Raw genomic sequence first — 6,944 nt, forward strand, 5'->3', positions numbered from 1 at the left:
TTTTACAAAAATCACCCCCGGTTTTTTTCTTTTTCACCGCCCCCCCCCCCCCCCCCGCCGGGGGGCCCCCCCCCCCCCCCGGCCCCCCCCCCCACCGCGGGGCAGCCGCCGCGACCTCCGTTCTGGACCCGGCGCCGACGTGACCAGCTCGCCGGTTTCGCGTTCATCACGCCCCAACTCCTCGGCAGCGCCGTCTTCGTGCTGCTGCCCATCGCCCTGGTCTTCCGGTACAGCCTGCATGAGTGGAACGTGCTGGCCGGCGACTTCAGCTACACGGGCGGCGACAACTACACCCAGCTGCTGGACGACGCCAACCTGCCCGAGGTACTGAAGTCCACGGCCCTGTTCTCGGTCGGCCTGGTGGTGCTCAACCTCTCCCTGGCCCTCCTGCTCGCCGTCCTGCTCAACCAGAAGCTGCGCGGAATGACGGTGTTCCGCACGCTGTTCTTCTCGCCCGTCGTGGTGTCGCTGGTCGCCTGGACCATCGTGTGGGGCTTCCTGCTCCAGAACAACGGCGGCATCAACGGCCTGCTGCACACCGTCGGCATCGACGGACCCAACTGGCTGCGTGGCGAGGGCACCGCCATGTTCTCGGTCATCGTCGTGCAGGTGTTCAAGAACGTCGGTCTGAACATGGTGCTGTTCCTGGCCGCCCTCCAGGGCGTGCCCAAGGAGCTGTACGAGGCGGCCCGGGTCGACGGCGCCGGCGCGTGGGTCCGGTTCCGGTCCATCACCCTGCCGCTGATCAGCCCGACGATCCTGCTGACGTCGGTGATCACCATCGTGGGCTCGCTCCAGGTGTTCGCGCAGATCGCGGTGCTCACCCAGGGCGGCCCGAAGCTGTCCACCACCGTGCTCGTCTACTACCTCTACCAGCAGGCCTTCCAGTTCCATCACTTCGGTTACGGCGCGACCCTGTCCATCCTGCTGCTGCTGATCGTGCTGGCGCTCACCGTGCTCCAGTGGCAGATGCGCAAGAGGTGGGTCTTCTATGAATCGTAAAATCCCGCTGCGCACCCGGGTCGCCCTGTACGGCCTGCTCTGCGTGCTCGCGATCCCCTTCGTCTTCCCGACCTGGTGGATGGTGACGTCGTCGTTCAAGCCGATCGCCGACATCTTCTCCTACCCGCCGAAGCTCTTCCCGACCAACCCGACGTTCTCGGCCTACAAGGACGTCTTCGACGGGCGCCCGTTCGTCCAGCAGTACGTCAACAGCCTCTACATCGCCGCGCTGGTGACGGCGGGGACGATGATCGTCTCCTCGCTCGCCGGGTACGCCTTCGCCCGCATCAAGTTCCGCGGCCAGAACGCGCTGTTCCTGGTGGTGCTGGTGGGCCTGCTCATCCCGAGCGAGGTCACCATCGTCCCGCTCTTCCAGATGTTCAACGACCTCGGCCTGGTCGACACCCACTGGCCGCTGATCCTGGTGCCGATCTTCGGCGCGCCGAGCGTCATGGCCACGTTCATCATGCGGCAGTTCTTCATCAGTCTGCCCAATGAACTGGAGGAGGCCGCCCGGATCGACGGCATCGGCTACTTCGGCACGTTCTGGCGGATCGCCCTGCCGCTCGCCAAGCCGGCGCTCGGCGCCGTCGCGATCTTCACCTTCCTGCAGAGCTGGAACCTCTACCTGGAGCCCGTGGTGTACCTCTCCTCGCCGGAGATGTTCACCCTGCCGCAGGCGCTCACCCAGTACGTGGACTCCTACGGCGGGGCCATGTGGAACGTCCAGCTCGCCGCGGCGTCGCTGACCGCCGTCCCGGTGCTGGTCGTGTTCGTCATCGCCCAGAAGCAGTTCATCGAGGGCCTCGCCCACACGGGGCTGAAGTGAACGCCACACTCGGCATCGACATCGGCGGCACCAAGACGCTGGCCGCCCTCGTCGGACCCGACGGCGCCGTGGTCGACCAGGCGCGAGCCGACACCCCGGCCGCGCAGGGCCCGGACGCGGTGCTGCGGACCGCCGCCGACCTGGCCCGGCGCCTCGGCGGCGCCGGTCCGGTCGGCGTCGGCGCCGCGGGTCTCATCGACCCGGCCACCGGCGCCGTCCGGTACGCCACCGACTCCCTGCCCGGCTGGGCCGGCACCCCGGTGGCCGATGAGCTGGCCCGGCGCATCGGCCGGCCCGTCGTGGTGGACAACGACGTCAACGCCGCCGCCCTCGGCGAGAGCTGGGCCGGGGCCGCCCGCGGTCACGCACATGTGCTGCTGGTCGCGGTCGGCACCGGCCTCGGCGGCGGCCTGGTCCGCGGCGGCGCCGTCGACCACGGGGCGCGCGGCGGCGCCGGGGAGCTGGCTCACCTTCCGGCGCCCGACGCCGGCGAGCTGACCTGCGGCTGCGGGCGCACCGGACACCTGGAGGCCGTGGCCTCCGGCACCGGCCTCGCCCGCGCCTATCGGCTGCGCACCGGGGCGGACGTCACCGGCCGCGAGGTCGCCGCCCGCTGCGCCGCCGGCGAGGCGGCCGCCGTGGAGGTCCTGGCCACCGCCGGCCACGCCCTCGGCCGGGCCCTCGCGGGTCTGGTGGCGCTGCTCGATCCGACGACGGTGGTGGTGGCCGGAGGCGCCGGCAGGGCGCTGCTGCCGTACGCCCGGAGCGCGTACGCCGCCGAGCGGCTGCCGGTCCACGCCGACGTGCCGCTGGCCCCGGCCGCGCTCGGTGACGCGGCGGTCGCCGTCGGCGCGGCCCGGGCGGCGATGACCCGGCCGGCCATGGGCCTGCCGTCCGGTGCCGGGCCCGGGCCCGGCACCGGACCTGCCGAACCCAGCGGCCGGCCGCGGTCGGTCACTTCCCCGCACACCTTCCCGCACACCACCGAAACGGAGCCCCGGTGAACGTTCTCGACACCCTCCGCGGTGGCCTGGTGGTCTCCTGCCAGCCGCTGCCGGACGAACCCGCCGACCCGATGCGCGACGCAGCAGTGCAGGCGCGGGTCGCCGCCGCGGCGGTCCTCGGCGGCGCGGCGGGCATCCGCGCCAACGCCCCCGAGGACATCGCCGCCGTGCGGGCGGCGGTGGACGTGCCGGTCATCGGCCTGTGGAAGGACGGCCCCGGGCCGGTCGTGATCACGCCGACCAGCGAGCACGCCCGGGCCGTCGCGCAGGCCGGGGCGCACGTGGTCGCCATCGACGCCACCGACCGTCCGCGGCCCGAGCCGTTCGCGGCCCTCGTCGCCGCCGCGCACGCGGCCGGCGCCCTCGTCCTGGCGGACGTGTCCACCGAGGAGGAGGGACAGGCCGCGGCCGACGCGGGCGCGGACGCCGTCGCCACCACGCTCTCCGGCTACACCCCGCACACCCGGAAGACCCCGGGGCCCGACTTCGGCCTGCTGGAACGCCTGGTCGCGAGGCTGTCCGTTCCGGTGATCGCCGAAGGCCGCTACCGCACTGCGGACGACCTGCGGCGCGCCTACGCCGCAGGGGCACACGCCGTGGTGGTGGGCAACGCCATCACCTCACCGCTGTACCTGACCAGGGAGCTGGCCCGGTCAGTTCCCGCTCACGCCGACGCGAACGGAGTGCACCCCCGATGAGAAGACGCACCGTCCTCACTGCCGGCCTCACCGCCGGAGCCGCCGTCCTGGCCGCCCCGCTGGTGGGCCTCACCTCGCAGACGGCCACCGCGGCCCCGCGTGCGAGCCGCCGGATCGCCCTCGTCCCTCTCGACGACCGGCCCGTCAACGTCTACTGCCCGACCATGACCGCCGCCGTCGCCGGCGTCGACCTCGCACTGCCGCCGCGCGACACCCTCGGCCGCTTCTTCCAGCCCGGGGACGGCGCGGCCGTCGCCCGCTGGCTGGGCTCGGTCGGCGCCGACGAGTACGTGATCTCGGTGAGCATGCTCGCCTACGGCGGCCTGATCGCCTCCCGCACGGGCAAGCCCACCCTTGAGTCGGCGCGGGCCAACATCGCGGCGATCCGGGCCCTGCGGGCGGCCCGGCCGGGCGCGCAGATCGTGGTCCACGACACCATCCAGCGCCTCGCGCTGACCCCCGGCAACCCCGACCTCGAGCAGTACGTGGCCGCGCTGGTCGAGTGGGCCAAGCTGTACGACCAGGTGGAGAACCTCGGCAGGGAGGACCTGCGGCCCCGGCTCACGGCGGTGCGGGCCACCATCCCGGACGCGGTGGTCGACGACTACCTGAAGGCGCGGGCCCGCAACCACGAGGTCAACCGGCAGATGGTCGAGTGGGTCGCCGACGGCACCATCAGCCACCTGGTGCTCTCCGAGGACGACACCGCCCCGGTGGGCCTGGCCCGGGCCGAACGCGTCGAGCTCGAAAAGCTGGTCGAGCAGTTGGGGGTCGGCCGGCGGGTCGAGGTCTTCCCCGGCGCGGACGAGGTCGACGCACTGCTGGTCGCCCGGCTGATCGCCGCGGGCACCTCGCCCACCTACCGGGTGGAGTACGCCGGGATCTCCGGCGAGCAGTGGACGGCGGAACTCGAAGGCATCCCGTTCGCGGAGAACATCCGCCGGCACGTGAAGTCCGTCGGCGGCACCGTCGTCGACGGCCGCGCCGACCTGGTGCTCATGGTCAACACCCCTTCGGCGGACAAGGACCAGCGGCCGGCCGACCTCGCCGCGTTCGCCCGTCGGGTCGCCGGGCTGACGTCGGCCGGGGAGCCGGTCGTCGTGGTGGACCCGATCTTCGTCAACCGTGCCGACCACGACCTGGTGGCCGAGCTGGAACAGCGCGTCGACCTGGCCGCGCTGCTGTCGTACTCCGGCTGGAACACCGGTGGCAACGCCCTCGGTCTGGCCCTGGCCCACGGCACCGCTCGCTGGGCCTTCCTGAAGCGCTCGACCAGCGGAATGGGGGTACCGTCGCTGACCGACCCGGGCCGGGCGCACGCGGAGTACCTGCTCTACCGGTTCGTCAAGGACGACCACTGGAAGAACGTCCTCCAGAAGGCCGCCTACGCGGAGGCCAGGTCCAAGGGGTGGAACCCGTTGAACCTGACGGCCGCGCAGAAGGCTGTCTTCGACAGCTGGGTCCAGGACCGCCTCGCCCCGGTGACCCGCCAGTACTTCACCGACCACTTCGCCGGCCACCACCTCGTCCTCGGCCACCGCGGTGCGACCACCCGCACCGCCAGGCTCGCCGCCGTCAGTGACATCCACATCGAACTGCCTTGGGACCGCCTTTTCGAGGTGACGCTCGAACCCCACCTCACCCTGGCCTGAGCGGAGTACGAACGATGCAGCACAGCCCCCGCCGCCGCAGCGTCCTCATCGCCGGCGCCGTCGGTCTCGCCGGTGCCGTCCACCTCACCTCCCCCGCCGTCGCGGCTCCCGGCCGCACCGCGCCCGTCACGCCGCCCGCGCCCGCGCTCATCCCCAAGCCCCGCTCGCTGAGGATGACCGGCGGCCGTCCGTTCGAGATCACCGCCGACACCGCCGTCGTGGTGCGCCACCCGGCCCCCGAGGCCCGCCGCACGGCCGAGTACCTCGCCACCTGGCTGCGCCGGGCCACGGGCCATGCCGTCCCGGTGGTCACCTCCGGCGGCACCCCGCAGGCCATTACCCTGGCCGTCGACGACGAGACCCCTTCCGCCGAGGGCTACCGCCTCGACGTCACCCACGGCGGCGTCCACCTGCGCGCCGCCGAGCCGGCCGGCCTCTTCCACGCGACGCAGACGCTGCGCCAGCTGCTTCCCGCCGCGGCGGAGTCCGGCACCCCGCACGCCGGTCCGTGGACCATCTCCCCCCTGCACATCGACGACGCGCCGCGGTTCCCCTGGCGCGGGTCCATGCTCGACGTGGCCCGGCACTTCTTCACCGCCGACGAGGTGAAGAGCTACATCGACATCCTCGCTCTGTACAAGATCAACCGCCTCCACCTGCACCTCAGCGACAGCCAGGGCTGGCGCCTGGAGATCAAGAGCTGGCCCCGCCTGGCCACCTACGGCGGCTCCACCGAGGTCGGGGGCGGCCCCGGCGGCTACTTCACCCAGCGCGAGTACGCGGACATCGTCCGCCACGCCGCGGAACGCCACATCATGGTGATCCCCGAGATCGACATGCCCGCCCATGTCAACGCGGCCCAGGCCAGTTACGCCGAACTCACCTGTGACGGTGTGGCACCGCCGCTCTACACGGGCGAGAAAGGCATTCCCAACTCGCTGTGCATCGACAAGGACATCACCTACCGGTTCATCGATGACGTCCTCGGCGAACTCGCGGACCTCACCCCCGGTCCCTACCTGCACATCGGCGGCGACGAGGCGCTGGCGACCGCACCCGAGGACTACCGCCTGTTCATCAGCCGTGTCCAGCAGACCGTGCACGGCCTCGGCAAGCGGATGGTCGGCTGGGAGGAGGTCGGCCTCGCCGACATCGCCCCCAGCACCGTCGTCCAGTTCTGGGCCAACGCCGCAAAGGCCCGGGGCGCGCTGGCCCAGGGTGCCACGCTCGTCCTCTCGCCCAGCAAGAAGGCGTACTTCGACATGAAGTACGACGCCGACACGCCGATCGGGCACGACTGGGCCGGCTACACCGACGTCCAGGACGGCTACACCTGGGACCCGGTCACCTACATCCCCGGCGTCACCGAGAGCCAGGTGCACGGCGCCGAGGCCGCGTTGTGGACGGAGCGGGTGGCGACGTTCGAGGAGGTGCAGTACATGACGCTGCCGCGGCTCCCCGGCGTCGCGGAGATCGGGTGGTCGCCGGTCGACGGGCGGGAATGGGAGGAATACCGGGTACGGCTTGCCACGCACGCGCCGCGGTGGTCCGGGCTCGGGTGGCACTACCACCGATCGGTGGAGGTGCCCTGGGGGTGACCCGGTGATCGGGTGATCGCTGCCGGACATGGCTGCCGGGCATCGCCGCGGCCACCGGTCCGAGCCCTCCCGGCCTGGACGCCGCAAGGTGTGTCCCCGGGGGGCGGGGGGGCGCCCGCGCCCCGGGGCGCAACCCCCCGGCGCGCGGGGGGGCGCGCCCA

6 protein-coding genes are annotated in these 6,944 nt (G+C 72.4%); all 6 read left to right on the forward strand.

What is annotated here, in order from left to right:
- The first annotated feature begins 165 nt into the window (after nucleotides 1–165).
- The 6 genes from ACFVUH_RS30390 to ACFVUH_RS30415 are packed head-to-tail and all read left to right on the forward strand — an operon-like array spanning nucleotide 166 to nucleotide 6,783.
- Nucleotides 166–1,002 carry a carbohydrate ABC transporter permease gene (locus ACFVUH_RS30390; protein ID WP_387916588.1) on the forward strand — a complete coding sequence of 279 codons (837 nt, stop codon included), beginning with the start codon at nucleotides 166–168 and terminating at the stop codon, nucleotides 1,000–1,002.
- On the forward strand, nucleotides 992–1,831 hold the full coding sequence (locus ACFVUH_RS30395) for a carbohydrate ABC transporter permease (RefSeq protein WP_355366147.1): 840 nt from the start codon (nucleotides 992–994) through the stop codon (nucleotides 1,829–1,831). Before ACFVUH_RS30390 ends, ACFVUH_RS30395 begins: the two co-directional genes overlap by 11 nt.
- Entirely contained in the window at nucleotides 1,828–2,835 is a 1,008-nt protein-coding gene (locus ACFVUH_RS30400) for an ROK family protein (RefSeq protein ID WP_387916561.1), read from the forward strand. The genes ACFVUH_RS30395 and ACFVUH_RS30400 overlap by 4 nt, the downstream gene beginning before the upstream one ends.
- On the forward strand, nucleotides 2,832–3,533 hold the full coding sequence (locus ACFVUH_RS30405; protein ID WP_387916563.1) for an N-acetylmannosamine-6-phosphate 2-epimerase: 702 nt from the start codon (nucleotides 2,832–2,834) through the stop codon (nucleotides 3,531–3,533). Before ACFVUH_RS30400 ends, ACFVUH_RS30405 begins: the two co-directional genes overlap by 4 nt.
- The gene (locus ACFVUH_RS30410; protein ID WP_387916565.1) at nucleotides 3,530–5,185 is read left to right on the forward strand and encodes a DUF4127 family protein; all 1,656 of its coding nucleotides are present in this window, start codon (nucleotides 3,530–3,532) and stop codon (nucleotides 5,183–5,185) included. The genes ACFVUH_RS30405 and ACFVUH_RS30410 overlap by 4 nt, the downstream gene beginning before the upstream one ends.
- Nucleotides 5,186–5,199: 14 nt before the next feature.
- The gene (locus ACFVUH_RS30415) at nucleotides 5,200–6,783 is read left to right on the forward strand and encodes a beta-N-acetylhexosaminidase (RefSeq protein ID WP_387916567.1); all 1,584 of its coding nucleotides are present in this window, start codon (nucleotides 5,200–5,202) and stop codon (nucleotides 6,781–6,783) included.
- Nucleotides 6,784–6,944: the final 161 nt, after the last annotated feature.

The sequence above is a fragment of the Kitasatospora sp. NPDC058032 genome, assembly GCF_042885845.1.
Lineage (GTDB): Bacteria > Actinomycetota > Actinomycetes > Streptomycetales > Streptomycetaceae > Kitasatospora.